The 24687-nt window shown below is 59.8% G+C and carries 20 protein-coding genes; 6 read left to right on the forward strand and 14 right to left on the reverse strand.

Translation table 11 applies throughout. The features are described 5' to 3' along the window. Nucleotides 1-8 precede the first annotated feature (8 nt). The 13 genes from Q8X48_RS00635 to yaaA form a co-directional block, all read right to left on the reverse strand. Nucleotides 9-1460 carry a mannose-1-phosphate guanylyltransferase/mannose-6-phosphate isomerase gene (locus tag Q8X48_RS00635; RefSeq protein WP_015096746.1) on the reverse strand — a complete coding sequence of 484 codons (1452 nt, stop codon included), beginning with the start codon at nucleotides 1458-1460 and terminating at the stop codon, nucleotides 9-11. 213 nt (nucleotides 1461-1673) lie between these two features. Further along, nucleotides 1674-2330, reverse strand: a complete 657-nt coding sequence (locus Q8X48_RS00640) for an alginate O-acetyltransferase AlgF (RefSeq protein ID WP_015096745.1) — start codon at nucleotides 2328-2330, stop codon at nucleotides 1674-1676. 14 nt (nucleotides 2331-2344) lie between these two features. Further along, nucleotides 2345-3520 (reverse strand): alginate O-acetyltransferase, encoded by a 1176-nt coding sequence (locus Q8X48_RS00645; RefSeq protein WP_407799155.1) that lies wholly within the window; start codon nucleotides 3518-3520, stop codon nucleotides 2345-2347. A gap of 11 nt (nucleotides 3521-3531) precedes the next feature. Then, on the reverse strand, nucleotides 3532-5097 hold the full coding sequence (locus tag Q8X48_RS00650; protein WP_407799156.1) for an MBOAT family O-acyltransferase: 1566 nt from the start codon (nucleotides 5095-5097) through the stop codon (nucleotides 3532-3534). 212 nt (nucleotides 5098-5309) lie between these two features. Beyond that, complete coding sequence (locus Q8X48_RS00655) at nucleotides 5310-6434, reverse strand: mannuronate-specific alginate lyase (protein WP_407799157.1); 1125 nt, start codon at nucleotides 6432-6434, stop codon at nucleotides 5310-5312. An 8-nt stretch (nucleotides 6435-6442) separates the two neighbouring features. After that, a complete protein-coding gene (locus tag Q8X48_RS00660; protein ID WP_407799158.1) occupies nucleotides 6443-7891 on the reverse strand; it encodes an alginate O-acetyltransferase in 1449 nt (482 codons plus the stop codon). 10 nt (nucleotides 7892-7901) lie between these two features. Continuing rightward, entirely contained in the window at nucleotides 7902-9479 is a 1578-nt protein-coding gene (gene algG, locus Q8X48_RS00665; protein WP_015096740.1) for a mannuronan 5-epimerase AlgG, read from the reverse strand. A gap of 26 nt (nucleotides 9480-9505) precedes the next feature. Further along, nucleotides 9506-10990: an alginate export family protein gene (locus Q8X48_RS00670; RefSeq protein WP_407799161.1), complete on the reverse strand. Its 1485-nt coding sequence runs from the start codon at nucleotides 10988-10990 to the stop codon at nucleotides 9506-9508. After that, nucleotides 10987-12489: an alginate biosynthesis TPR repeat lipoprotein AlgK gene (gene algK, locus Q8X48_RS00675; RefSeq protein ID WP_407799162.1), complete on the reverse strand. Its 1503-nt coding sequence runs from the start codon at nucleotides 12487-12489 to the stop codon at nucleotides 10987-10989. Before algK ends, Q8X48_RS00670 begins: the two co-directional genes overlap by 4 nt. A gap of 15 nt (nucleotides 12490-12504) precedes the next feature. After that, nucleotides 12505-13674, reverse strand: coding sequence for a PilZ domain-containing protein (locus tag Q8X48_RS00680; RefSeq protein ID WP_407799163.1), 1170 nt, complete (start codon nucleotides 13672-13674; stop codon nucleotides 12505-12507). A gap of 36 nt (nucleotides 13675-13710) precedes the next feature. After that, nucleotides 13711-15192, reverse strand: coding sequence for a mannuronan synthase (gene alg8 / locus Q8X48_RS00685; protein WP_407799164.1), 1482 nt, complete (start codon nucleotides 15190-15192; stop codon nucleotides 13711-13713). 151 nt (nucleotides 15193-15343) lie between these two features. Further along, nucleotides 15344-16660, reverse strand: coding sequence for a nucleotide sugar dehydrogenase (locus Q8X48_RS00690; RefSeq protein ID WP_007972653.1), 1317 nt, complete (start codon nucleotides 16658-16660; stop codon nucleotides 15344-15346). 808 nt (nucleotides 16661-17468) lie between these two features. Further along, nucleotides 17469-18248: a peroxide stress protein YaaA gene (yaaA, locus tag Q8X48_RS00695; RefSeq protein ID WP_095965506.1), complete on the reverse strand. Its 780-nt coding sequence runs from the start codon at nucleotides 18246-18248 to the stop codon at nucleotides 17469-17471. Nucleotides 18249-18517: 269 nt separating this feature from the next. On the opposite strand from yaaA, the gene Q8X48_RS00700 reads away from it, so the two are divergent. From Q8X48_RS00700 to Q8X48_RS00725, 6 genes are all read left to right on the forward strand, one after another. Further along, on the forward strand, nucleotides 18518-19642 hold the full coding sequence (locus Q8X48_RS00700) for a polysaccharide deacetylase family protein (protein WP_407799165.1): 1125 nt from the start codon (nucleotides 18518-18520) through the stop codon (nucleotides 19640-19642). A 336-nt stretch (nucleotides 19643-19978) separates the two neighbouring features. Beyond that, entirely contained in the window at nucleotides 19979-21373 is a 1395-nt protein-coding gene (locus Q8X48_RS00705) for a PhoH family protein (protein ID WP_007972659.1), read from the forward strand. A 249-nt stretch (nucleotides 21374-21622) separates the two neighbouring features. Next, on the forward strand, nucleotides 21623-22096 hold the full coding sequence (moaC, locus tag Q8X48_RS00710; RefSeq protein ID WP_007972660.1) for a cyclic pyranopterin monophosphate synthase MoaC: 474 nt from the start codon (nucleotides 21623-21625) through the stop codon (nucleotides 22094-22096). Next, nucleotides 22093-22335 (forward strand): molybdopterin converting factor subunit 1, encoded by a 243-nt coding sequence (gene moaD, locus Q8X48_RS00715; RefSeq protein WP_075945584.1) that lies wholly within the window; start codon nucleotides 22093-22095, stop codon nucleotides 22333-22335. Before moaC ends, moaD begins: the two co-directional genes overlap by 4 nt. A 3-nt stretch (nucleotides 22336-22338) precedes the next feature. Next, complete coding sequence (gene moaE / locus Q8X48_RS00720; RefSeq protein WP_015096731.1) at nucleotides 22339-22791, forward strand: molybdopterin synthase catalytic subunit MoaE; 453 nt, start codon at nucleotides 22339-22341, stop codon at nucleotides 22789-22791. A gap of 306 nt (nucleotides 22792-23097) precedes the next feature. Next, the gene (locus tag Q8X48_RS00725) at nucleotides 23098-23874 is read left to right on the forward strand and encodes an ABC transporter substrate-binding protein (protein WP_015096730.1); all 777 of its coding nucleotides are present in this window, start codon (nucleotides 23098-23100) and stop codon (nucleotides 23872-23874) included. 130 nt (nucleotides 23875-24004) lie between these two features. On the opposite strand, the gene Q8X48_RS00730 is transcribed toward Q8X48_RS00725, so the two are convergent. Further along, nucleotides 24005-24646 carry a helix-turn-helix transcriptional regulator gene (locus Q8X48_RS00730; RefSeq protein ID WP_007972668.1) on the reverse strand — a complete coding sequence of 214 codons (642 nt, stop codon included), beginning with the start codon at nucleotides 24644-24646 and terminating at the stop codon, nucleotides 24005-24007. Between the last annotated feature and the right edge of the window lie 41 nt (nucleotides 24647-24687).

The raw sequence follows: 24687 nt of genomic DNA on the forward strand, positions 1-24687 counted from the left end.
ACAGAGGCTTACTGCGCGATCGTCTTCACCGCAACCCCACGCTCAACCGGCGTAGACCGCCCGTAGATATCTTCAAACCGCTCGATATCGTCCTCACCCAGATAGCTCCCGGATTGCACCTCGATGATCTCCAACGGAATCTTCCCCGGGTTACGCAGGCGATGCACCGAAGCAATCGGAATGTAGGTCGACTGGTTCTCGGTCAGCAGGAACACGTTCTCGTCACAGGTCACTTCCGCCGTGCCGCTGACCACGATCCAGTGTTCAGCACGGTGGTGGTGCATCTGCAGCGACAGGCACGCGCCCGGTTTGACCGAGATGTGCTTGACCTGGAAGCGGCCGCCCATGTCGACCGAGTCGTAGGAGCCCCACGGACGGTAGACTTCGCAGTGGTTCTGGGTTTCGCTGCGGCCCTGTTCGTTGAGGGTGTTGACCATCTGTTTCACGCCTTGGACCTTGTCCTTGTGGACGATCATCATGGCGTCCTTGGTTTCGACCACGACGATGTTTTCCAGGCCGATCACCGACACCAGTTTGCCGTTGCCGTGGATCATGCAGTTTTTGCTGTCCTGGATCACCACGTCGCCCTTGGTGACGTTGCCGTTGGCGTCTTTTGCATTGACTTCCCACAGCGACGACCAGCAGCCGACATCGCTCCAGCCGGCGGTCAGCGGCACGACGCAGGCGCGTTGGGTTTTTTCCATCACCGAGTAGTCGATGGAATTGTCCGGGCAGCAGGCGAAGGTGGCTTCGTCGAGGGTGATGGTGTCGGCGTCCTGGTGGCTGCGTTCCAGGGTCAGCAGGCAGGTGTCGTAGATGTCCGGATCGTGCTTTTTCAACTCTTCGAGGAAGCGGCTGGCGCGGAACAGGAACATGCCGCTGTTCCAGAAGTAACCGCCGGACTGGACGAACTCGGTGGCGCGCTTCACGTCGGGTTTTTCGACGAAGTGCGAGACGCGGCTGACGCCTTCGGGCAGCAGCGAATCGTTGGTCGACTTGATGTAGCCATAACCGGTTTCCGGCTTGGTCGCCGGCACGCCGAACAGCACCATTTCACCATTTTCGGCAGCGACTGTGGCCAAGGCCAGGGCGCGTTGCAGGGCTTTCTGGTCTTCCAGGACGTGGTCGGCCGGCAGTACCAGCATCAGTTCGTCGCGACCTTCATTGACCAGCATCATCGCGGTCAGGGCCACGGCCGGCGCAGTGTTGCGCCCGAACGGCTCCATCAGGATGCGCTGGGATTCCAGTTTGCGCGCCGCCAATTGCTCGTTGACGATGAAGCGGTGGTCTTTGTTGCAGACCACGATGGGCGTGTCCATGCCTTCGAACACCAGTCGCTCCAGGGTTTGCTGGAACAGGGTGTGTTCGCCGGTCAGGGCCAGGAACTGTTTAGGGAATTGTTTGCGGGAAAGCGGCCAAAGACGTGAGCCACTACCACCTGACAAGATCACTGGAATCATGTTGTTACTCCTGGAATATCGATTGGTTAGAGCTACTGCGTTCTGTCGTTTCACTCTTGTTTTTGTTCCGTGTCCGGGCTGGCCTTTGTAGGAGCGAGCTTGCTCGCGATGGAGGCTAACGATGATGTTGGGTACCAGAAGAAACGCGATACCTTTGAGTTCATCGCGAGCAAGCTCGCTCCTACAGGGGACATGGGTCAGTCCGGAAATTTGTTAGCGCGTCGATACCGGGCGTTTCACCCAGACCGGCGACAGGCTGCTGCCACTGCCGGTGACGTACAGCACCGCGGCTTCACCGCGTTCCAGGGCGACCGGTTTCACGTCGCCGACTTTGGTGGTGCCGTCATAGAGCGCCAGGCTGACCTTGACCGGGTTGATTTCACGCTCGCCGCGACCCTTGGGCGCAACGTTCGGGACCACGTCGGTCTTGCCATCGGCGGTTTTCAGGGTCAGCGCCTTGTCGCTGAGGTTTTGTACGCGGACCAGGGACTTCTGCTTGTTCTTGAACGGCGGCTCCTCGATCAGTTGCGGTGCGCCGCTGGCGTTGTTGACCAGGGTGTAATAGTGGTCGCCGGCCAGTTTCACCGGCAGGCTCTGGCTACCGACCTTGGCGCTGTAGTCGCCGCCCGGCATGAAGCTGAAGTCAGTGCTCGACAGTGGCGCAACCTCGCTCAGGTTGGTGCTGCCGACGGTGGCGCTGACTTCGGCGTTGCTGGCGTTGTAGATGCGCACGAAGGTCGAGCCTTTCGGTGCGGTCGGGCCGTACAGGGCGGCGTCGCCAGCGGCGAAAGCCTGTACCGACAGCACGCTGAGGCCGGCAACCAGGGCAAGGCGTTTGGCGAGACGACGAGGAGTAGTAGTGAAAGTCATGGTGTACCTCTCTTTCAGTTTTGCGCCCGGTCGGGCGTCTCGGATTTGTTGTTGATGGCTACGTTTTGTTGGCGGGCGCCGGCTTGTTTAAGCTCTGCGACCCACTGCGGGTCGGCGTCGCCGATTTCGTTGTTCACAGGCAGATATCGTTCAGGGAACTCCCAGATCAGCACTTGTGGCGGGCTGTTCTTGAAGGCATCGCTTTTCAGGTAGCTGAGCATCGGCAGAATCGGGCCGTGACCGTCTTCGGCGTAGTTGACCACGTCGCTGTTCAGCGCTTGCTTGAGCGCACCGACGAAGTTCCAGTTCGGGTTGGCGCTGTAGCTGGTGCCGATCAGGGCCACGGGCACTTCGGTGTTGGCGAACAAGGCGTCGTCACCGGCGGACTGGTCTTCAGCCGCGACCGTATTGCGCTTTTGCAATTGCTCTTGTTTAGGCATCAGGTTTTCGAACAGCGGGTCCAGCGGCAGGAACAGACGCAGGTCGCCCTTGTGGGTGATGGTCTCGGCAGGTTCGGTGACGAAGCGCTGCGGCTCGCCGCTCAGCGGGTACTTGTCGGCGATGGTCCTGGCCAGACGGTTGGCGGCGATCTCGGCGCCTTGCGGCGTCCAGTGGGTGTCGGTGCGCAGGAACACTTGCTGGCCATTCTGCTTGGCCTGTTGCAGCGGGCCGAGCAGGTCAGGGGCCGGAATCCGGTCGGCGGCCAGGCGCTGGTGGAAGTCCTTGTAGAGGTTGGCGTGGATGCTCGCCGGTTTCACTTCACCGAGGTGTTCCGGGTACAGGCGCGCCTTGGCCGGCACCACTGCCATCACCAGTTGCACGCCTTTTTCCTTCAAGGTCTGGCGCACGCCTTCGACCAGCGCGTAGTTGCCTTGCAGGTTCAGCTCTTCGTTGACCACCGGGTGGAATTCTTCATCGCTGTACAACCACTGGTCGCGACCGAGCACTACGCCCGGACGACCTTCGTTGAACAGTTTGAAATCCAGCGCGGCCCAGAGGTTGGTGCCCAGGCGCTTGATCGGGAACTCGTCGTCGTAGTGCGTTTCCACGGCTTTGCTCCAGCGGCCGTTGAGCACCGTCGCATCCGCGTTGGTGCTGAAGCCGAAGAAGCTGCGCACCGACCACAGACCGAGCACCAGCAGGGTCACCAGGAACAGCGCGATGTAGAAGATGCGTAATGAGCGGGTCATGGTCAGATCCCTCAGAACTGGAAGTAAAGGAACGGCGAGAAGCTTTGCGCCGAGAGTTTGAGAATCGAGGCGATGAACAGCAGCAGCACCAGCGCACGCATCACGTAGCGCGACCAGTCAGCGGTCCAGTAGGCCGGTTGCACCTGGGCTTCGACGCCGACGGTGTAGCCAGGCTGGTGGATGCTCGCCGGGTTATCCCCAGGCACGGCCTTGATCGTTCCCGGTGTCGCAGCGGCAGGGCCGTCGGCGTCGACGTTCACTGCAGGCTTGGTCTTGACCGGAGGCTGATTGCTGTAGAAATCGCGCAGGCCGAAAAACGCCAGGGTCACGTAGGCTACGATCAGCGTTGCCACTTGCAGGCCGGTGAGGCTGGCCTGGTTGAGTTCCGACAGCGACCAGTCGCTGAAGCTGAACATCGCGCCGTACATGCGCCCGGCCACGTGCAGGTTTTCCGCACGGAAGATCACCCAGCCCATCACCACCAGCAGGAAGGTCAGTGCCCAGCGGATCGGGTTGATGCTGCGTGGCGAGGTGTTCAGGCCGATGGCTTTTTCAATCGCCAGCCACATGCCGTGCCAAGCACCCCAGACGATGTAGGTGATGTTCGCGCCGTGCCACAGACCACCGAGCAGCATGGTCAGGAACAGGTTGCGATAGGTCATCAACGTGCCTTTGCGGTTGCCGCCCAGGGTGATGTACAGATAGTCACGCAGCCAGGTCGACAGGCTGATGTGCCAGCGCCGCCAGAACTCGGTGATCGACTGGCTGATATACGGCTGCTTGAAGTTTTCCATGAAACGGAAACCCATCATCAAGCCCAGGCCGATGGCCATGTCGCTGTAGCCGGAGAAGTCGAAATACAGCTGCGCGGTGTACGCCAGGGCGCCGAGCCAGGCATCGCCCGTGGTCGGGTTTTGCAGGGCGAAGCAGTGGTCGGCCACCACCGCCAGGGTGTCGGCGATGAAGACTTTCTTGATGAAACCCTGCATGAACCGCGTGCAGCCCTCGGAGAACTTGTCGAGGGTATGGGTGCGGTTGTTGAACTGGTCGGCCAGGTCGCGAAAGCGCAACACGGGACCGGCGATCAAGTGCGGGAAGATCGCCACAAACGCTGCGAAGTCGATCAGGTTGCGGGTCGCCGGGGTGTCGCCACGGTAGACGTCGATGATGTAGCTGATGGACTCGAAGACGTAGAACGAGATCCCGATCGGCAGCAGCACGTGGGTCAGGATGAAGGGTTCCAGGCCCACCGACGTCATCATCGCGTTGATGCTGTCGACGCCGAAGTTGGCGTACTTGAAGTAGCCGAGGATGCACAGGTCGACGGCCACGCCGAGCAGCAGCCAGCGCTGCGCCGGTTTGGTCCTGACCCCGGCGGCCCCGACTTTCAGGCCGATCCAGTAGTTCCACAGCGTGACGCCGGCGAACAGTGCGAGGAAGTCCACACGCCACCAGGCGTAGAACACGTAACTGGCAATCAGCAGCAGCAAATTGCGATAGCGTTGCCCGCTCAGGTAGTACAAGCCGAGGAAGATCGGCAAGAACAGAAACAGGAACACGTTGGATGAAAATACCATCCCGATCTCTCCATGTTTAACCAACAGTCAAGGGCCAACGGCCCCCCCAAACCCCCCAAAAAAATCTGGAGGGCAACACACAAAAACTCATGTCCTGCACTAACCCTGTGGGAGCGAGCTTGCTCGCGATGAGGGAGTGTCAGTCGACATCGATGTTGAATGTCAGACCGCTATCGCGAGCAAGCTCGCTCCCACAGGTTTTGTGTCTGTCTTCAAGAACCCTTGCTGCCCTTTTCATTGGCCGGGTCGTAGACCTTGGTCAGGTCACCGCCGAGGCGGAAGGTCTTGAACGGTTGCATCTTGTGCTTCTTCGCCAGCACCTCGGGCGAGCAGGTGTAGAGCGTGCAGAACGGTTCGAGCCAGGCGAATTTCGAGTCGACCTTAAGGTCGGTCATGTCCTGTTCCTTGCCGTTCTTTTCCTCGAACTCATCCGGGTCTTTCACCCCGGACAGCACCCGATCTCCCAGGCGTTTCAATGCACCGTTGTTTTCCTGACGCAAGTCCACACCGTTGACCTGGGCGAAACTGGCGATCATCGCCAGCGGCGGCAGGGCATAGTTGTGGTACGCCAGCGCCCGTTGTTCACGCTTGAGTTCGTTGGGCAGATAACCGCTGGCGTCGACCTGGTTGGCGCCGACCTTGAATTCCTTCACGGCCCAGTCGAACAGGTCGCGGCGGTTGGTGGCGACGGAAGTGGCCATCACCGACCACGCGGCCCAGTACGAGTGGTTGTTGGTCTGCTCGAGCGGCAGGTTGTCCCAGTCGCTGACCACCTGGTCGGCCATCTTGCTGAACCAGGCTTCGATCAACTGCGACTCTTGCTGATGGTTGGCCAGCGGACGGGAGTCGGAAAACTTCAGGCGAATGTATGAAGACGCCATGCTGCCCAACGCCCATTTACGCATCGACTTGCCGGTGTGGTTGAAGTCCTTGGACATCAAGGCATCGGCCTTGGCCCACGCGGTCAACCAATTGAGCGTGCATTCCAGTTGTTCCGGGCGACCGTCACGCATGAACTGCATCACTTGCTTGCTGGTGCCGCGCTCGATCTTGGTGATGTCGGCAGTACTTTCACGGAAGGCTTTTTCCGACTGCACGTTCAGGGTCGAGCGGGCCTTGTCCGAACCTTCGTACTTGCTGCGAAATTGCAACGAGCCGGTGTAGGGCGTCGGCATCGCATCGCAGCTTTCGCTCTTGTCGCCGGTTTTGACCTTCTCTATCGGTGCAAAGTAACCCTGTGGCGGACGCAATGGCGCCGCCGCTTGTGTGGCGCCAGCAAACATCGCCAGGCTCAACAGCGTCGGTGCCAACAGATGCTTCAGTTTCGGATTTCGCATAGCAGACCTCATTGCCCGACCGAAGCAGTACGCTGCTCGGCGCTCGGGAATACGTTGCGTTTGCAGATTTTCGCTTCGACTTTCTGAGGCGTGGCACCGGCTTCGGGGCCCTGGACTTCAACGGCCAGCAGGTTCTGCGAGGCCCAGTCTTCGTCCGTGCGCAACTCGAAAGCGAAACGCCCGTCAGTCTCGGAAGTTTCCGGTTTGTCGATCTTGATGTCCTCGTGGCGACCGTTCATGTACCAGAGGGTGGCTTGCAGGGTTTTCACCGACGTATCGGCGAAGCGGATGTCGACCTGGTGGCTGCTGTTGCGCAGGTCCATATTCTTGCTGTTGACCATCAATTCGTTTTTGCCCGGCTTGAGCGTGGCGCTGCCGGACATCTGTGCATCCTTGCCTTCGCAACCGTTGTCCAGCAGCGCCATCATCTGGCGGTAGATGGTTTCCTGGTCGAGGCGGTACAGCGGCGAGAATTCCCAGATGAGAATCTTCGGCGGGTTCTTCTGGAACTCGTCGCTGCCCAGATACTGCAGCATCGAACCTTCCAGGCCGCCGCCGGGGAACGCCACGTTGAGAATGTCGGCGCCGATGGCCTCTTCGAGGAAACCGGCGAAGTTGTAGTTCTTGCCACTGTGGGAGGTACCCACGAGGGTGATTTGCGGATTGCCGGAATCGCCGAACAGATCGCCATCGCCCGCTTCGCCCTTCGGCTCGGTGATGAACTGATCCATGTACTGGATCGCGTAGCTGGTGCCACAGAGTTGACCGGCCATGTTGTGCAACGTTCCGGTCTTGCCCATGCGACCTGACTTTTTGGTCTCGAATTCGCGCTTGGGAATGTCGGCGAATTCAGGCAATTGCTTGACCTTCTCGGCGACGATTTTCGCCGTGCGCTGGGCACCGTACGGGGTCCAGTGCTGGTCGCCGCGGAAGTAGAAGTCGTGGGCGGGAAGAGTCTCGGGCAGCGACTCGTCGGTCAGCGGCGACAGGTCCGGAACGACGTAGCCCATCTGCGCGAAACGGCCCAGCATGGTCTTGTAGTTCCTCAGCGCCTTGTCGAAGTCGAAGCTGGCTTTCTCCGCCGGGTTGAGCTTGTTGCGGTTCACCAGGCCACGGGTCGGCTGGTACACGACAACCAGTTCCACGCCTTTGCTCTTGAACGCATCGTGCAATTGCTTCATGCGTTTGTAGCCGGCGGGCGTGGTGTCGAATTCTGTGCGCAAGTCTTCTTGCGTACGGAACAGCCAGTCGCCCTGGGCCTGTACCAGCGTGGTGAAGTTCTGCTGATAGCGGGTGGTGTAGTTCTTCGCATCGTGAGCGGCCGGGCACAGGCTGCAGCACGGTTCGGCGCTGAACTTGGGCGCTTGAACTTCATCGGCACGCGCGCCAGTGCTGGCCGCGAGAATGCCGGCGGTCAGGGCCGACAGGCTGAGTAATTTGATCAAGTGTGGGTGCATAAGATTATCCTCAGTCCTGCATTTCGGTCTGGCGTTCGACGGGGTCGATCAGCACGGCTTTCTGCTGGCGCACCAGCAGGTCGAGAATTTCATCCTGACGCTCGCCAAGGATGCCGGTGAAGCTGATACCGCTGGATTTGGTCGGGGCGAGCATGGACACGCGATACAACTCGACACTCAGCGGCGAGTCGATGGACAGCGGGCCGCTGCCGTTGGCCGCCAGCTCACCGCCGACCACGATCAGCGACACCTGGGCGTCGAACGGGTCGAGCTTGATGTCACGGTCGGTGTTGCTCAGGTCCTTGATGTGGCCGTAGACGCCGGTCAGCCCGTTGGCCATGGCGACGTTTTCGTACAGGCGAATGTTCACGCTGTTACGAATGCGGATGCCGTGGCGACGGTTGCTGATGACCTTGTTTCCCCACAGCAGGTTGTCGGCACTCTCGTAGAGAGTGATGCCGTCGGTGTGGTTCTGGTAGATCTCGTTGTAGGCGATCAGGTTGTTCACGCTGTTACGGTCGATCACCAGGCCCGACAACTTGTTGTCGTAGCTGCGGTTGTTGAAAATGAAGCTGTCGTTGACCTCACGGGAAATAATGATCCCGTGCTTCTTCTTGGTCCCGTAGACCGTGTTGTCGGCAATGATCAGGCCGTGGGAACGGTCGTGCGGGTCGATGCCGTAGACGATGTTGTCTTTGTAGGTGTTGCCCTTGACCACGAAGTCGCGGGTCTCATAGCAGTAGAAGCCGTACCACATGTCCGAGAACTCGGAGCCGACGATCCAGCCGGTCGGCTCAGGACGCTTGAGCACCTTGGCCATGTTCGGCGTGTACTGGGAAATACTCACGCCGTAGGACTTACTGTTGGCATAGCCGAAACTGGCGATCTTGCTGTTGGCGATGTAGGTCTCGGTGCCGCCCCAGGACAGCAGGAACGGACGGAATTCCTTCGGCGAATTGAACGTTGCCGGGCCGTTGTCCTTTTCGCGCCAGCCAGTGATTTTGGTATCGCGTACGAACAACTGACCGTCGTTGACCAGGAACGCACCGCCCTCCTGGGACAGGCGCAGTTCCTGAGTCTGTTTGTCGATTTCGAGGATGCCGTGACGACCGACCACGATCGGCAGCCTGGCGAGGTAAACGCCCGGTGACGTTTCGATGACGTACTTCGGCAGTTTCTTCGCCACGTCCTTGAGGTTCATGTAGCCGTCGTCGACGAAGATCGCCTGCGGGATGCCGTGCTGACGCACCACCCACTCGGCCATCTTGTTGTCGCCACCGATGAAGTCCTTCAGGGCGTCTTCCTGCATCATCCGGCGCAGGCTGACTTTGCCGACCTTGCTGCGCACGATTTTTTTCGCGATGGCCTCGGCGGTGTAGCCCGAGACGTCCGGCAGCGTCGGCTTGGCCAGTTCCAGCGGCGCGGTCGGCGCGCTGCTGACGGTGTAGGTCTTGGCCTGTTGCAGTTCCTTGGCAACAGAGGCCGGCTTGGCGGGGGCAGCCGGCTCCACAGTCGCGAAGGCTGCCGCACTTGCCAGTAGCATCGCGCCGGCCAGCAAGGTCAAGGAACCTTTCTTGGCACTGTTCATGTCGAGGACTCCCTTCGCGCTCTGCATCAGAATTTCCAGACCACGTCGATGAACGCGCGATGCATGTACGAATCGACTTCTTTGCCATAGGCGTCGCCGGGCTTGAACACACCGCCACGGAAGCGCACCAGGGCCGAAGGCTCATCGATCTTCTGGCTCAACGCCGCTGGCAACAGGCCTTGCTTGAAGTACTTGGTGACGACCAGATCCATTTCCTGGCCGAGGTCTTTTTCGCCATCGTTCAGCGGCAGGGAGGTGCTGGACAACACGGCGCCGGTCACGTCGTCGGTGTTGTTCTGCACGGCATCGATGCCGTCGCTGGTGATCGGCTTGTTGCCGTCGACGCGCCAGAATTTGTGGTAGATCAGGCTGGCGTCGTACTCGTCGTTGAGCATCCACGAACCGAACAGCGTGGCCGATTGCATGTTGTTCATTTCGCCACGGAAGGCTTCGCCGAAACGGTGCACGCGTGAACGTGTACCGGTGTAGTTCGAGCGGTTGCTTTCCAGGCCGTTCTGTTCGTAATCGGCGCTGGCCCGGGCGTAGGCCGCACCGACTTGCCATTGCGGATCGAGGCGCAGGCGCACGCCCAGGTCGGTGGCCCAGCCATCGACATTGCCGCTGCTCTTGGGTTGTGCGGGGGCGGTGCCATCAGCGTTCAGCGGGTTGACCGTGTCGCGGTCGCCACTCATGCCGGTGATGCTGCCCCAGTAGTTGAAGGTATTAGTGTTGCGCCAGTTGTAGGCATCGCTGTTGGCCTGCAAGCCCAGCCAGCTGATGTCGCCATTCTGTTTTTTGTCCAGCGAATCGGAAGGTACGCCCGGTTCCGGATAGTCGAGCTTGCCGTCATCGTGAGTGTGGTGACCGCGAATGCCGGCCCAGTGACCCGGTGTCCATTGGTATTCGGCATCGGCGTAGGCGTGCAGGCGATCCTTGTCCTTGGGGGACAGCTCTTTCAGGTCAGTGCGGTACTCGCTGAAGCGCTCGGCGACACCCGCGTTGGCGCGCAACAAGGTGGTGTCGAAGGTCCAGTTCAGGGCTTCGATGTTGGTATCGCGCCATTGACCGTCGTCGTTGTGCAGACGCTGACGACCGAGTTTCAGGATCTCGCCGGGGTAGGGCGTGAAACCGCTGTAGCCGACCCAGAATTCGCGCATCGCCAGGTAGTTCTTCTTGGTCTGGCGGTCATTGTTGCTGGTGTTCTCGGTGCCTTCGGACTCTTGCAGTGTGTCGGTCTCGATGATGTCGGTGGACGTCACCGCCTGACCCATGGCGTAAGCGCTCCACGCGCCGCTTTCGCCATACACCCACGGGCGCAGGTCAAGGCCGAGGCCGTTGACGTCGCCGCCGCGCTGGGTGCCGAGGTCGCGATCGTCTTCGGACTGGCCGGTGATTTTCACGTCCAGGCCGAAGTTCTTGGTTTCTTCAGTCATCGCAGCAAGCGTCGGGCAAGACCAGATCAGCGCGAATGTCAGGCCGATGCCGGCCTTCATGAATGGATTCAACTTCATTGGGTTTCCTCGCTGACTTCTTCTTGCAGGGTGTGCAGTTCCGGCGTGTTCGGGCTCAGGGCACCGCGCACGGCCTGTTCTTGTTTCAACAGGCGTTGGGCTTCGGCCAACCGGTCGGGCGGCAATTGCGTTTGGATTGTTTGCGCAAGCTCGGTGGCTTGCGGCGTGTTCTGGGCCAGGGCCAGTTGGCTGAAGACGTAGGCGTTCAGCGGATCAGGCTTGGTGCCCTTGCCTTGGGAAAACAGTTGGGCGATGGCGAAGTCGGCGCTGTTCTGGCCGTTGCGCGCAGCGGTCAACAGATGGTCGAGGGCCTTCTGCGGATAGACCTTGCCCAGGTAGCCACGGCGATAGATCTGGCCGAGGTAGTAATCGGCGGCGACTTCGCGGCCGACGGCTTTCTGGAAATGCTCCTCGGCGACCTTGGCGTCGGCCGGCACCAGTTTGCCTTCGAAGTAGAGCTTGCCCAGCAACAGCTCGGCGCGGGGCTGGTCGGCGGCGCGGCCGTTGTCCAGGTACTTCATCATCTGGTCGACGTCGCCGAGTTCCGGGAAGTCGTAGATCAACTGCGCGAGGGTGACCCACGACGCCGGGTAGCCCGGGGCGATCGGTTCGAGCAGCGATTGCGCGGTCTTCTCGTCGGTCTTGCCCAGGGTCGCATCGGCGAGCACACGGGCGACGCTGTCGACGCGCTGCGCCGAAACGCTGCCGCGAGTGTGAGCCGCTTGCATCTGCTTGATCAGCTCGGCCTGTTGTTCTGGCTTGGCCTGTTTCTGGTAGACCGTGGCCAGTTCGACGTAACAGATGTCGCTGGTGTTGAGCGCGGCCTTGCAGATCTTTTCCACGTCATCCAGATGCTGGTCGTAGGTGCCCTGGGTGCGATAGAGCAGCACTTGCGCCAAGCCGGCTTCCGGCTTGTTCTCGGCACGCCATTGGCTGATCTGCTGCTGGGCATTCACGTTGGGAAAGCTGTGCGGGTATTGCAGGTACAGCATCGCCAGCGGAATCAGCGTGTTGCCTTCGCCCGCGGCGGCGGCTTTTTTCAACAGGGTTTCGGCTTCGTGCTGCTCGGCTTCGGTGGAGCCGGGCTTGGCCACCAGCAGGCGACCGAGGCGTGCCTGGGCGCGCGGCGAAACGCTGGCCGCGGCGCGGTAAGTCGCCTCGGCCTGTTTCATCTGCGCCGGGTCATGGCTGTCGACCTGGATATCGGCCAGGCCGACCTGTGCTTCGCTGTAGCCCAGGTCTGCCAGTTGCCGGTAGTTCGCCGCAGCGGTGGCGGTATCGCCGCGCTTGAGCGCTTCGTTGGCCAGGCGCTGGTCGGGGAGGCCGGCGCAGCCGCTGAGGCTGACCGCCAGGGCTAGCGAACAGAACGCAAATCCCATGTGGGAGCGAGCTTGCTCGCGATGCGGCTGGCTCGGTGCATCAGACAAACCGCGTCGATCCCATCGCGAGCAAGCTCGCTCCCACAGGGTCGGCGGCGTGTTGAGGGTTGGAGTAGTCACAGGCATATCCTCGACTTAAAGACCGACAGCCATGGCTTTGTCGATCAGCCAGTTCAGGTTCGGGCCACGGTCGCTGCTGACTTCCACCGGGCGGCCGGCGAGGGCGCTGTCCAGGGTTTCGTCCGGCTGGATCAGCACGCGGATGTCCGAGGACAGGTCGGCGCTTTTCAGGCTGGTGCTGCTGACGATCTTGCCGGTGCGGCTCTTGTCTTCGCCGGCGATCTGGAAGCGCACCGAAGTACCCGGGCGTACGTCGCCGAACTGGCGATAGGAGAAGCGCGCTTCAACATTGGCTTCGCCGCCCCGCGGGACCAGTTGGAAGATCACGTCGCCCTTGCTGGCGTACTGACCGTTGGCGACCATTTGCTGGGCCACGGTGCAATCGCAAGGCGAGGTCAGGGTGCCGGTCATCTGCTTGCCGAACAGTTCTGCAACCTTGGCCGGTTGCAGTTGGTCTTCGTCCAGATGGCCCTTGAGCACGTCGAGCATGCTGGTGCTGAAAGTCGCCAGCGGTGCGCCCTTGGCGGCTACGCCGTCGGCTTTCACCAGGCTCTGTACGGTACCGTCGCGAGGCATAGTGATGTTCACGCCCGGCACGCTGACCAGACCGGCCTGGGCGTGACTGACGAAGTACATGCCGTACACCGATTTGAAAACGAAGCCGAAGGCGGCAACACCTACCACAAAGATCCCCAGGCTGAAGGTCACGGCTTTCAGGCGTCCGAACGCGGTCATACCGTGGCCGCCGTCCTTCATCTTGCGCGCCTTGGTGAAGTTGTCGCGCTGCAGGGTCGCCAGCATTTCACCCACGCTGACGATGTCGCCAGCCAGGTGCGAAGTGATCAGGTGGCGCAGGGTCGAGATGTCCCGTGGTTCCAGGTTCTGGAACTGGCAGCCGGCACGTCCGGTTTCGCGGTCGAAGGAGCGGACCTGCAACTCGACGTCCATGGCCAGGCCGAGGTTGTCGATGACGAATTGCAGGCGGGCCTTGTACACATCGCCAATTTTCAGCGGCAACTGACCGGCGTTGAACGCCAGGCCACCGGCGGAAAGGTCGATCACCCGGGCTTCGACCGGTGTCCGGTCAGGGCCGAAGAAGCGCAACTTGGCCGGGATTTTCACGCGGGCGTGTTGGCGCTGGGCTTCGGATTCGTGCACTACGTTGGCGTTGACGGCGGTATTCATAAGGGCGATTTCCTGGTTAATTCAATAAGGGGGCGGTCAGACCATCAACAGCAGCACGGCGACAAAAATGCTGCCGGCAGAGAAGGTCATGGTCCGAGACGACCAGGTGTTGAACCAACGTTGAAAGCTGGCGAGATCACGGGTCAGAGAAGTGGGTTGGCGAGTCCAGGACTGTTGGTCGAGGCGGAAGAACACGTAGATCTTCACCAGCGCGCCGACGATCTGGTTGTAATAGAGAATCGCCGGGTAGGCCGGGCCGATCCGGTGTCCGGAGCACGACAGCAACAAGGTCAGGATGAACCGGGTGATGCCGATCCACAGCAGGTACACCAGGATGAACGCGGTGCCGTACTTGAAGCTGGCGATCAGCGCCACGGTCAGGCCCAGCAGCGAGGTCCACATCGACACGCGCTGGTCGAACAGCACCACCGAAGTGAACATGCCGAGGCGCTTGATCCCCAGGCCCAGGGCACGGGAGTTCTGCCGCAGGTTGTTGCCGTACCAGCGGAACATCAGTTTGCGACTGGCCTTGATGAAGCTCTTTTCCGGCGGGTGTTCAACGGTATTGATCGCCGCGTCGGGCACGTAGAAGGTGTCGTAGCCCAGGCGCATCAGGCTGAACCAGCTCGACTTGTCATCGCCGGTAAGGAACTTGAAACGACCCAGGCGCCAGTGTTGCAGCGAGTCGCTTTCCACGTCGGCGATGAACTCCGGGTTGGTGACCACGGTGGCGCGGAACACCGACATGCGCCCGGTCATGGTCAGCACGCGCTTGGACAGGGCCATCGAGCACATGTTGATGTGACGCTGGGCGAAACGCAGCTTGTGCCATTCGCTCATGATGTAGCCGCCGCGCACTTCGCAGAATTCGTTGGTGGTCAGGCCGCCGACATTGCCGAACAACTGGAACCACGGCACGGTCTTGCGCACCACGCCTTCGCCGAGCACGGTGTCACCATCAATCACTGCGACCACGGCGCGATCGTCCGGCAGGTGCCGGGAGATGGCGCGGAAGCCGTAGGCCAGGCCATCGCGCTTGCCGGTGCCGGGAATGCGCACGAAGTCGAGCTTGACCCGGGCCGGTGGGTTCATCCGGTTCCACAGGCTTTTGACCAGCAGCTCATCGGACATTTCCACGATGGAGCAGACCACGGTGGTCGGCAGGTCGCAGTCGATGGCTTCGCGGATCACCGAGCTGTAGACCTGCGCAGTGGTCAGCGCATCGATACGAAAGCTGGTGACCATCAGAAACACGTGGGACGGGTCAGCCGCTTTGCCCAGCTTGCGCACTTTGCGCCGCAGGTGCGGGTAGACGACGTACAGAAAAATCATGCCGCGCACAAAGTGCGTGGCACCCATCGAGTAGCGCCAGATACCCACGGCGCCAATCAGGAAAATGAAGTCCTTCGACTCGGAGTCGAACGTGGACAGGGGCAACGCCATGGCGAGGCCCATCAGTAAACTCAGGTAGAACAGCCAACCGGCGGCCTGGAGTAGGCCGTGCTTTAGCCTGTGCATAATCTGCATCCGTCTAGATCTCGGGTTAACGCAGGCGTACAAACCTGTAGGAGCGAGCTTGCTCGCGATGGTCGCCAACGATGACGCTGGGTATCTGATACCCAGCGGTGTACTCAGGTGCATCGCGAGCAAGCTCGCTCCTACAGGGGGCTTACCAGCAGATACCTTCGGTGCGACCTTTGACGCTGGTGGCCTTGGACATGAAGCCCACCAGGTCGATCACCTGCTTGCCGTGTGGAACGTCCTGCACCAGGGCACGGAATTTCTCGTCACGGTTGCCGAGGATGATCACGTCGGAGTTGTTGATCACCGCGTCGAAGTCGGCGTTGAGCAAGGACGAGACGTGCGGAATCTTCGACTCGATGTAGTCCTTGTTGGCACCGTGAACGCGGGCGTACTCGACGTTGCTGTCGTAGATGCTCAGGTCGTAGCCCTTGCCGATCAGCATTTCCGCCAGGTCAACCAGCGGGCTTTCGCGCAGGTCGTCGGTACCGGCCTTGAAGCTCAGGCCCAGCAGGGCGACTTTGCGTTTGTCGTGGCTGGAAACGATGTCGAAAGCGTTCTGCACCTGGGATTCGTTGCTGCGCATCAGCGAGTTGAGCAACGGTGCTTCCACGTCCAGGGAGCCGGCGCGGTAGGTCAGTGCACGCACGTCCTTTGGCAGGCACGAGCCGCCGAAGGCGAAGCCCGGGCGCATGTAGTACTGGGACAGGTTGAGGGTCTTGTCCTGGCAGACCACGTCCATCACTTCGCGACCGTCGACGCCGACCGCCTTGGCGATGTTGCCGATTTCGTTGGCGAAGGTGACCTTGGTGGCGTGCCACACGTTGCAGGTGTACTTGATCATCTCGGCGACCGCGATGTCCTTGCGGATGATCGGCGCGTCGAGTTCTTCGTACAGCGATTGCAGAACGTCACCGGACGCTTTGTCGAACTCGCCGATGACGGTCATTGGCGGCTGGTCGTAGTCGGCGATGGCGGTGCTTTCGCGCAGGAACTCAGGGTTCACGGCCACGCCGAAATCAACGCCGGCCTTCTTGCCGGAGCAGTCTTCGAGAATCGGGATGACCACGTTGGCCACGGTGCCCGGCAACACGGTGCTGCGCACGACGATGGTGTGGCGGGTGGTCTTGTCACGCAGGACAAAACCGATTTCGCGGCACACTGCCTCGATGTAGTTCAGTTCCAGGTCGCCGTTCTTTTTGCTCGGCGTGCCCACGCAGATCATCGACAGGTCGGTGTCGCGAATCGCCTCGGCGAAGTTGGTGGTGCCACGCAGGCGACCGGTCTGGATGCCTTGGGCCAGAAGTTCGCCCAGGCCTGGTTCAACAATCGGCGATTTGCCGGCATTGATCATATCGATCTTGTCTTTGGCCACATCGACGCCAACGACGTCATGACCCCGTGCAGACAGGCAACCGGCACATACTGCGCCAACGTAACCCAAACCAAATATGCTGATGCGCATCGCAATTACCTCTGTATTGATCAAGCCATTTAGATGGCCGGAGTTAATGGTGTTCAGCGTGTTTTAGTGCACTCGCAAGTGCGCCTTACAGGCGCAGCAATGCCGTGTGCTGGCATATAAGTTACGAGTGTCTAAATAAATGCACTCAAGGGGTGCGCAACTAGGCCTTGTTGTTATGATTTGCCCTGTTATGCAGCCGATCCTCCTTTCGAAGGATGCAGGTGCAACGGCCTTGCACGCTTGATCTCAGGCCGGAAGCCCGTAGATCAAGCGGTTGGGTGCTCGGGTGAGCACGTTTATAGGGGCACAGCCGTGGCCTTGTAGGGGATAGTCATGCTGCGTTATCTCCTGTCCGCTTGCCGTTGCTCAAATCAGTGATTAGTCAGCGCAAGTTGGTATTGCAACTTCGCTACAAGAATCGCTTATCTGCGTAAGTTATCTCGTACAGGCTCGGCGAGAATCGTTACCAGTGGTATGAACGGCGCGTTTGGACATAGTTCCAGTCCGCTCATCGTGAAATCTGAAATTTCTTGAAATATTGAGAAAGATGGCACTGCTCTCATATTGATAGCACTTGCCGTTTGGCCCTTGATATATAGGCTGATAATTGGGTCGGATAGTTTTTTGCCACTACTGTTAAAAAAAATCAGTGCCACTACGCAAAAAAATGATTGAAGTCGAGTGAAACTAAAGTTAGGAAATGATCAAGGTTTTTTGACGCCAATAGGTTGGCGATCGGAGGGGAAATTGTCGGACGATCAATGGACAGCGCATGAGGGGTTGTTCGCTCATGCGCCGACCGGCTGCATCACTCTGGTGCGTGATCGCGCAGAAACACCAGGTTGTCCGGTTTGGACTGTTCAGCGCTGTAGCGATAGCCTTGAACGTCGAATTGCTTGAGGGTGGCCGGATCGTTGATGCGTTCTTCGATGACGAAGCGGCTCATCAAGCCGCGAGCCTTTTTCGCGTAGAAGCTGATGATCTTGTACTGGCCGTTCTTCAGGTCCTTGAACTCGGTATTGATGATGCGTGCGTTCAAGGCGTTGCGTTTGACCGCCGAGAAGTACTCGTTGGACGCCAGGTTGAGCAGCACGTCATCGCCTTGATCGACCAGCGCTTCGTTCAGCCATTCGCTGATGCGTGTACCCCAGAAGGCATACAGGTCCTTGCCCCGGGCGTTGGGCAATTTGGTGCCCATTTCCAGGCGATAGGGTTGCATCAGGTCCAGTGGACGCAGCAGGCCGTACAGGCCGGACAACATGCGCAGATGTTGCTGGGCATAGTCAAAATCGGCTTCGCTGAAGGTTTGTGCATTCAGGCCGGTGTACACATCGCCCTTGAAGGCCAGCAGCGCCTGCTTGGCGTTTTCCGGGGTGAACGCGGGCGTCCAGCTGCCGAAACGCGCGGCGTTGAGCCCGCCGATCTTGTCGGAAACGTGCATCAATTCGCTGATCTGTGCCGGGGACAGTTCGCGCAACTGCAGGATCAGCTCCTGGGAGTGGTCGAGGTACTGCGGCTGGGTGAAGCGCTGGGTCGCCGGCGGTGTTTCATAATCGAGGGTCTTGGCGGGTGAAATCACCATCAGCATGAGTCATCTCCTTTAATCATGGCGGCGATTCTAGGGGGTTGTCGGCGTTGACTCCAGCTATGGCGTCCATAGGTGGATGGCCGGTGGCTTTGCACCAAAACCTGTGGGAGCGAGCTTGCTCGCGATAGCGGTCTGACATTCGGAAAAGATGTTGGCTGATGCACCGTCATCGCGAGCAAGCTCGCTCCCACAGGAGGTTGGGGTTGCTGCGGGAATGAGGGCCGCGATCAGCTATAGTGCCGCGCGGGTTTTGTTATGGAGACATCCCATTGCGTATCGCTTTTCTCATCTCGATCTGGCTACTGAGCGTCGCTGCCATCGCGGCACCGGGCGATGTGGCGACGCTTGATCGCAGCACCTGGCCAGAAAAACTCGTCAGTCCAACGCTGTTCGACGTGGCGTCGAGGGCCGAGATCCTCATGTTTTCCAGTGTGCTGTTGGCCAGCGAAGCGCTGGACGAGCCCGCCATGGCCCAGCGCCTGGGCTTGCGTACGATCAACCTGGAATCGGTCAACCGGGTTCGCCAGCATCTGTGGCAACGGCTGCTGGCCAACTACAACTACGCCCAACAGAGTTGCGACCAGGATGCGTCGTTCTGTTTTCTGGTCGAAGACATGCCCACCCTGCGCGAACAAGCTGCCAAGTTCCAGGTCAGTGCAGACAGCTACTACATCAAGTGGGCCGAGCCGAGTCGTGTGTTCCACACCCAGTACCTGGACGAACAATTGCGCAAGGCCGCCCTGTTCCCGCAAACCAGCAGCGAAGTCGATCATTTTGGCGACTATGAGCGCTCCGGCGACGGGATGCACGACCGGCTGTTTCTGCTGACCTTCGACAGTGCTGCCAACGCCGCGCCGGACAACACCGCCTGGGTCACCGAGTACCTGCGCAAGTCGAACATGAGCGGGACGTTCTTTGTCCTCGGCAAGGACATCCAGGCCCGTTTGGCCGAGCAATCGGTGAGTCACCTGCAAGCGACCTACTCGACCCAGTGCATCGGCGTGCAAGGCTGGGAATTTCGCTCCCACAGTCACTGGCAGGACTGGCAGGACTCGGTGCGCCGCAGCGCCGAACTGGTCAAAAGCAAGCTGCCGGAGAACTTCGTGCCACTGTTCCGTCCGCCCGATGGCCAGCGCCGTTCCGATGCCGAAGGCTTCTTCAAGGCTCAGGGATTGCAGGTAGCGCTGTGGGACATCGACGCCCAGGACGGCGCCGGCAAACTCAAGGGCAACCCGAGTGCGCAACGGGTGCTGACCCTGATGCTGCTGTGGCGGCACGGGGTCATCAATTTCAATGTGAAGCAGGATGGGGTGAAAACGGCGTTGCCGTGGCTGGTCACACAAACGGCGCCGGTCGGGATCGGTTGGGAGGATTGCCAGGATGCATTTCGCTGAAACGGCCAAACCCAGTAAACATTGGGTTTTTGGCGATTTTGCAGGGGAGTTTGTTGCAGGTTGACTTCCGACTGTAAACGGGTGATGGCAGTCCGCCAAGTGTTATTGGTCACTCTGAAAAATAAACTTCAAAAAAGCGTCAAAGTACTTTTTTCTGTCACACGTTTTGGAGTATTACGAAGACAGACCGCCGAAACCTGCAACACAGGTGGCGTCTCCCAAGACCCAGCTATGCAGGCAAAACACTTGAGTCCCCGCAGGTGTATTCGGCAGTCACTTCGAGGCGCAGCACCGTCAGGGTATTGCGTCGAATGGCTCCCACAAAGGTGACCGAGTATGGATGATCACGGACGTAGCTCTTCTTCCAACCAGCCAATCCTTTATGTACTCGATACCAACGTATTGATTCACGATCCAAACGCGCTGCTCAACTTCGAAGAACACCACGTCGCAATCCCGATGACCGTGCTAGAAGAGCTCGACAAGCTCAAGAGCGGGCATCACAGCGTTGCCGCCGAATGCCGCCAGGCCATCCGCCTGATCGACAAGACCCTGGGCGATGCCTCACCCGAGGACGTCGAGCAGGGTGTGCCGATCCAGCGTGGCAAAAGCGGACCCAAGGGTTTGCTGTCAATTCTGATGAGCAAGCATGCCGAGCCGAACCTGATTCTGCCCGAGCACCTGAATGACAACAAAATCATCAATCAACTGATCGATCTGCACACACGCGACCCGAAGAAGCCCGTGGTGCTGGTCACCAAAGACATCAACATGCGCCTCAAGGCGCGCGCCTGCGGGATCGCGGCCGAGGACTACAGCACCGACCAACTGGTCGATGACGTGTCCTTGCTTCCCAATGGCTACCACAACATGACCGGCTCTTTCTGGGACCGCGTGAGCAAGGTTGAAACCCGTCAGGACCACGGCCGCACCTGGCATCAGGTGCAGTTGATCGACAATCTGCCGGCGGTGCACATCAATGAATTCATCATTGATGAACAGGGCTTTGTCGGCTGGATCAAGGAGATCGAAGAGGACCGCTTGCTGATCCTCGACCTGCACCAGGAACCACTGTTGCACCAAGAGGCCTGGGGCCTGAAACCGCGTGATATCTATCAGAGCCTGGCGTTGTACGCCTTGCTCGATCCGGACATCCACCTGGTCAACCTGTCGGGTGCCGCAGGCTCGGGTAAAACCATCCTGGCGCTGGCTGCTGCAATCGAGCAGACCATGGTCAGCAAACGTTATCGCCGCATCATCGCCACCCGCAGCGTGCAGGGCCTGGACCAGGAAATCGGCTTCCTGCCCGGCACCGAGGCGGAAAAAATGGAGCCGTGGCTGGGCGCCATCACCGACAACCTCGAAGCCTTGCACATGGATGACGAAAGCACCCATGGCAGCGTCGACTACATCCTCAGCAAAGTGCCGTTGCAGTTCAAATCCCTCAACTACATCCGGGGCCGCAGCTTCCAGCAGAGCCTGATCCTGATCGACGAATGCCAGAACCTCACGCCGCACCAGATGAAAACCATCATCACCCGTGCCGGCGCCGGCTCCAAAGTGGTGTGCCTGGGCAACCTGGCACAGATCGACACCCCTTACCTGTCCGCGACCAGCTCCGGGCTGACCTACCTCACTGAACGCTTCAAGGACTTCCCGAACGGGGTGCACATCACCTTGCAAGGGGTACCACGTTCGATCCTGGCCGAATACGCCGAATCGCACTTGTAATCGCTCCACACAAAACCGGGCGGCCTTCGCGGGCCGCCCGGTTTTTTATGCCCGACCCATAACCCCTGTAGGAGCGAGCCTGCTCGCGATGGACGTGAACGATAATGCGTGTTACCTGAATGACCGCGTTGTCCTTGCGTTTTTCGCGAGCAGGCTCGCTCCTACAGGGGGATGTGTGGTCCGATAATCGTGCGTGCGAAAAATTGACCCACAGGTTTACAATCGACGCTCCTGATCAGGAGTAATCCCGTGCTGACTCATCTCGATTCCCAAGGCCGCGCCAACATGGTCGACGTCACTGAAAAAGCCGTGACGTTCCGTGAGGCGACGGCCCAAGCGCTGGTGCGCATGCTGCCCGAGACCCTGCAGATGATCGTCAGCGGCGGCCACCCCAAGGGTGATGTGTTTGCCGTGGCGCGCATTGCCGGCATCCAGGCGGCGAAGAAAACCAGCGATCTGATTCCACTGTGCCATCCGCTGATGCTGACCGGCGTCAAGGTCGAACTCAGTGCCGAAGGCGACGATTCGGTGCGCATCGTGGCGCGCTGCAAGCTGTCCGGGCAGACCGGCGTCGAGATGGAAGCGCTGACCGCCGCCAGTGTCGCCGCGCTGACCATCTACGACATGTGCAAGGCCGTGGACCGCGGCATGACCATCGAAAGCGTGCGTCTGCTGGAGAAGGTCGGCGGCAAGAGCGGACATTTCCAGGCGGAGCAGCCATGAACGTGACCGTGAAGTTTTTCGCCCGTTATCGTGAAGCGCTGGGGCTGGACTCGGTGAAGGTTGAAGGCAACTTCGCCACCGTCGACGATGTCCGCGCGCTGTTGGCCCAGCGCGACGGTGCCGAGGTATTGAGCGAGCAGAACCTGATGTGCGCCCGTAACGAAGACCTCTGCCAGCTCGACGAGCCGGTCAGCGAGGGCGATGAAGTGGCGTTCTTCCCGACCGTGACCGGAGGCTGAACCATGGCCATTCGCGTGCAGTCCACGCCGTTCGATCCGGGCGCCGAGGTCAATGCCATGCACGACGCCAATGTCGGTGTGGGTGCGGTGGTGAGCTTTGTCGGCTATGTGCGCGACTTCAATGACGGTCTGGACGTCGCCGGGATGTTCCTCGAGCACTATCCCGGCATGACTGAAAAAGCCTTGGGCAAGATCGCCATTGAGGCGGAGCAGCGCTGGCCGCTGCTCAAGCTGGAAGTGCTGCACCGCATCGGCGCCCTGGAGCCGGGCGAGCCGATTGTCTTCGTCGGCGCGGCCAGCGCTCATCGTCAGGCGGCATTCGACGCCTGCGCCTTTGTCATGGATTACCTGAAAACCCGCGCGCCGTTCTGGAAGAAGGAAAACACCAGCGACGGGCCGCGCTGGGTCGAGGGGCGTGACAGTGATCATGCGGCGGCGGATCGCTGGAAGCAGTAGTTCCTGCGGCGTTCTTTAGTCAGTCATCGCGAGCAAGCTCGCTCCCACAGTGGATGTGGTCGAACATGAGTTTTGTGTACGACGAAGAACCTGTGGGAGCGAGCTTGCTCGCGATGAGGCCTTTAGATTCAACCAATCACCCCTGGATTCACCACCCGACCATCGGCCGGCACGAGCTGCATTTGCCTGATTGACGACTAATACATAAAAGTCCAAGATGGAATTATAAGTACAAAAAGGTTTCCACCCCCGTTTCAGCTTTTTCTTCTGTCTTGCCAAACCAACAACAACCGCGAGAAAACGAACATGAAGAAGTTTCCCCTCATCACCGGTCTGGCCCTGAGCCTGTTGGCGTGCAGTTCTGTGTTCGCCGCCGAGAAAACCCTGCGCATCGGCATCGAAGCCGCGTATCCACCGTTCGCTTCGAAAACCGACAAAGGCGAGATCGTCGGTTTCGACTATGACATCGGCAATGCCCTGTGCGCGCAGATGAAGGTCAAGTGTGTGTGGGTCGAAGGCGAGTTCGACGGTCTGATTCCTTCTCTGAAGGTGAAGAAAATCGACATGGCGCTGTCGTCCATGACCATCAACGAAGACCGCAAGAAGTCGGTGGACTTCACCCACAAGTACTATTTCACCTCCTCGCGCCTGGTGATGAAGGACGGCGCGGTGGTGGATGACCAGTACGCCAGCCTCAAGGGCAAGACCGTCGGCGTGCAGCGCGCCACCACCACGGACCGTTACGCTACCGAGGTGTTCGAGCCCAAGGGCATCAACGTCAAGCGCTACAGCAACAACGAAGAAATCTACATGGATCTGGCGGCCGGTCGCCTCGACGCGATTTTTGCCGACACCATTCCACTCAATGACTTCCTGTCGATGCCGCGTGGCAAGGGTTATGCCTTTGTCGGGCCGGAGTTGAAAGATCCGAAGTATGTGGGCGAGGGGGCGGGGATTGCCGTGCGCAAGGGCAACACTGAACTGGTCAGCGAGTTGAACACGGCCATTGATGGCATTCGTGCCAGTGGTGAGTATCAGAAGATTTCGGACAAGTACTTCAAGTCGGACATCTACGGCGACTGATAGTCCGCTATCGCGAGCAAGCTCGCTCCCACAGGTTCAGTGGTGTACATATCTCTTGCGCACGACTCGGACACTGTGGGAGCGAGCTTGCTCGCGATGAGGCCCTGCCAGCCAATACATCTCTTGGGGCCTAGCCCTTCAATTCCTTCAAATGCTTGTACACCGTCGCCCGGCCCATGTTCAGCACATTGGCCACGTAGTTCGATGCGCTTTTGCCCTTGAACGCGCCTTCGGCGTGCAACGCCAGCACCAGCTCACGCTTGTGGTCACGGGTCAGCAGGTTCAGGCTCAACTGACGTTCGCGCAGCCAGGCGTGGAGGAAGGTGTTGATCCGCTCCTGCCAGTCATCGCGGAACAGTGCATCCGGTTGCGGGATCAGTTTGGTCGGCGACAGGAACAGGTCCAAAGCGGCCTTGGCATTCTCGAACAGCGAAATATTCAGGTTGATGCACAGCACCGCCAGCGGATGACCTTCGCTGTCGCGCAGTACCGTGCTGAGGCTGCGAATCTTCTGGCCATCCCAATTTAGCTTTTCGTACGGCCCGATGTTTCGTTCGCTGACATCGTCGCTGAGCATGTCTTCCAGCGCCGAATCGTCGCCGATTTCCCGCTTGGACAGGTTGTTGGCGATGTAGTCGACCTTTTGCGTGCGCAGGTCGTGCAGCACCACTTCGGCGTGGGGGAAAAACAACGTGGCGATGGCGTCGGCGATCGCGTGGAAGTTATCCAGGGACGTGTCGTCCAGGGCCGAGTCTTTTTCGGGGGCGTTCATACAGTGGAACTCCAGGCAGCGTCAGCGCCCCATCAAAGGGG

Source organism: Pseudomonas sp. QLc11A, assembly GCF_052112305.1.
GTDB lineage: Bacteria > Pseudomonadota > Gammaproteobacteria > Pseudomonadales > Pseudomonadaceae > Aquipseudomonas > Aquipseudomonas laurylsulfatiphila.